At 45.4% G+C, this 2,722-nt stretch carries 3 protein-coding genes; 1 reads left to right on the top strand and 2 read right to left on the bottom strand.

Annotated elements, in window-relative coordinates; translation table 11 throughout:
- A partial coding sequence (locus tag GX016_09940; GenBank protein ID HHT71864.1) for a DUF1847 domain-containing protein occupies positions 1-516 on the bottom strand: 516 nt, incomplete at its 3' end.
- Between the two features lie 379 nt (positions 517-895).
- Here GX016_09940 and GX016_09935 point away from each other — a divergent pair.
- Complete coding sequence (locus GX016_09935; GenBank protein HHT71863.1) at positions 896-1,663, top strand: IclR family transcriptional regulator; 768 nt, start codon at positions 896-898, stop codon at positions 1,661-1,663.
- A gap of 153 nt (positions 1,664-1,816) precedes the next feature.
- Here the strand turns inward: GX016_09935 and GX016_09930 are convergent, their stop codons facing one another.
- Positions 1,817-2,218, bottom strand: coding sequence for a helix-turn-helix transcriptional regulator (locus tag GX016_09930; protein HHT71862.1), 402 nt, complete (start codon positions 2,216-2,218; stop codon positions 1,817-1,819).
- Positions 2,219-2,722: the final 504 nt, after the last annotated feature.

Raw genomic sequence — 2,722 nt, 5'->3', positions numbered from 1 at the left:
TGCCTGTGAATACTTGATAAACAGAGTATCATGTCCCACACACAATCCTAAAATTATGTTTAAATCGGTCTGGGATTTGTTAAGAGCCATTGCTTGTCCAATTGGGTTGCACATGGGTTCATACGTGTTCGGCCTTAGTTTTTCCTGCTCTTGAATTCTCAAGAATTCCTTGGGAATACTGCCGTTTTTACAGACCACAGAATTGACGGTGAAACCGTTTTTCTTCAGCACTTGCACTAAAGCGGAGGCCTCAGTCTTTAAGCCAATACAAAAGGCAACCCCCAAGTTGGTGAAGCCACATTTTCTGGCAAAGTGCATTATTTCCTCTAACCTAGACCAACGGCAATACCCCTCACTTTCCACTAGAGCAGAGTTGCGGGCAATCTCAAGATTCTCCGCTTCCTTGTAAAGTGCTTTCACATCTTCCGGGTCGTCTTTGCAGGGGCAATTCCGTGGCACTTCATCTAAATTGCCCTGACGACAGTTGTTGCTCTTACACTGTGCACATGTGTACAAGCCAATCACTCCTTAATGTTCTCGTCACTCCAAACTTGATAGCGATCTGAATCGGCCTGTACAGCCGACAAAGCAAACCCCAAGGCCTATAACCAAGGTGGCCAAGGTTGATCCCTCATGAGGCATAATGAGGCGGCAACAGTTTGGCAATCCTTGCCTAATTGTGACTAACTGTTATCAGCAATAATAAACACAGCATAGGTCTCATTCTGTCAGGCTGTGTTTGTTTATTCCTACCATACACATTACATATCTGGTACCACGAAAAAGTTTCATCAGCTAAGAAGGATAATCTACGAGAATGTCGAATATTATCCTAGGTTCCACTTAGTGGACCGCAATCCCGGATAGCGGAACTTCAGCTTTAGGGGAGGACACCATGAAGAGAAAGGATTTTGTATATTCGGTAGGCAAGGCTTTTGAGATAATTGAAATGCTGAGCAGATATCCCTCTGGGCTTACCATCAGCTATATATCATCCGAGCTTGGATGGAGCAAAAGTACGGTTCACAGGTTTTTATCAACACTACTTGAGCTGGGCTATGTTGGGCAAAAACAGGATGGTAGCTATAGGCTGTCGCTAAAATTTCTGGCCATTAGCAATAGCTTAATTAACAGTCTTGAGCTAAGGGATGTGGCTAAACCATTTCTTAAGCGTCTGGCTGAAGAGGCCAGTGCTGATGTGCATCTAGCTACTTTGGAAGGCTTTGATGCTGTATTTGTGGATCGTGTCGACGGAAGCGCCCCGTTAACAACTAATTTCCATATCGGACGACGGGCCCCAGCTTACTGTACGGCGGTAGGCAAGGTCATATTAGCTGAAATAAGTGAGGACGAACTGGACAGACGTGCGTCCTCAAACATATTTCAATCATTCACTCACAATACAATTACTTCGCTGCCTGAGCTTAAAGCCCAATTAGCTATAATAAGAGAGCAAGGTTTTGCAGTGGATAATTCGGAGCACAATGTTGAGATTGGATGCATTGCTTCAGCCATAAAAGACTCCCGGGCGAAACCCTTGGCTGCTGTCAGCGTGTCGGGCTCTGCCGAAAAGATATTAGGGGAAAACGCGTCTAACCTAGCGCGCCTTGTTAAGGAATGTGCAAAGCGCATCTCATTTGAACTTGGCTATGTCTATCATTAATGATTGGGGGCAATAAAATGGCCAGAAAGACAATTGCGATGAGACTCCCGCCCCGGATAGTGCGTATTGTCTTCCATGATGTGGAGGTGATTAATGTAGACAAACCGAATACCAGTCAAAAACCTTTTAAACACTATCAGTTGCAGCCCGCTGTTAACCACCTTGAGTCCGTTGGCCAGTAACCAACCGGATGACATTAATAATGGCATTCAGTTCGTCCTCGCTCAATTTGGCATCGGCCGCTAAGCTGGCCAGTTCAATGTAAGGACCAATGTCTTCCCTGAGAAGGAGCCGTTTAATTTCTTCAGGCAACTGCTCATCAATGGTGCTCAATGGTAAAATCGTACCGTCTTCGGTTTCAGCGCGACCAATCAAATAATCTACGGTTACATTTAAGGCATTACTCAATTTAATCAGGGTCGGAATATCCGGCATTCGCGCTCTACTTTCGTACTTTGCTATCGTCCAGTAAGAAACATCGATTGCTTGGGCTAATTCCTCCCGTGATATTTCCCGCTCTTCTCTTAGGTGCTTCAGTATATCAGCGAACTGCATAAGCATCACCTGCCGTCCTATGTTTATCCGGAAACTGACAGCGCACCGTCATTTCTTATATAAAGACGTGTACTTTGGCCCATAAATAGAATTATCCCTATCTATCTTCTATAGGCACCACCGTTTTTCCTCTTGCTATTTTCCCTGATCTTCATAAATTGTTGTCCCAAGTTTGGGGAAGAAGAATGCCCACCCCCTGGTACCCGGCACTTAACCGCGGGACCGCACTATCAATGTCAAATAGAGCCGGCATTGGTGGGCAAGGTAGTGGACCTTGACACATACAGGGAGTTGCTATAAACTAAAACGGGATGGAATTGGACGTATTGTCCAGGAGCATGGCGCTTTTGCTATGACTCCTTATTATTGCTGCAATGTTGGACAAAGTGTCTAAGGAGGTTGTTTCATGAATGGATTTGAGGCCCAAAACCAAAAGGTGGCAGTCATACAAGGCAATGAAGCAGTTGTCGAAGGGGCCATCGCCGCAGGCTGCCGTTTTTTCGC

It is taken from the genome of Bacillota bacterium (assembly GCA_012837285.1).
Classification (GTDB): Bacteria; Bacillota; DTU030; order DUMP01; family DUMP01; genus DUNI01.
Note: the sequence above shows the minus strand (reverse complement) of the source record. Positions and strands in the feature narration are given on the sequence as shown.

Coding starts and splice junctions, on each gene's coding strand:
- GX016_09935 (HHT71863.1), top strand. CDS start 896: ATGAAGAGAAAGGATTTTGTATATTCGGTAGGCAAGGCTTTTGAGATA.
- GX016_09930 (HHT71862.1), bottom strand. CDS start 2,218: ATGCAGTTCGCTGATATACTGAAGCACCTAAGAGAAGAGCGGGAAATA.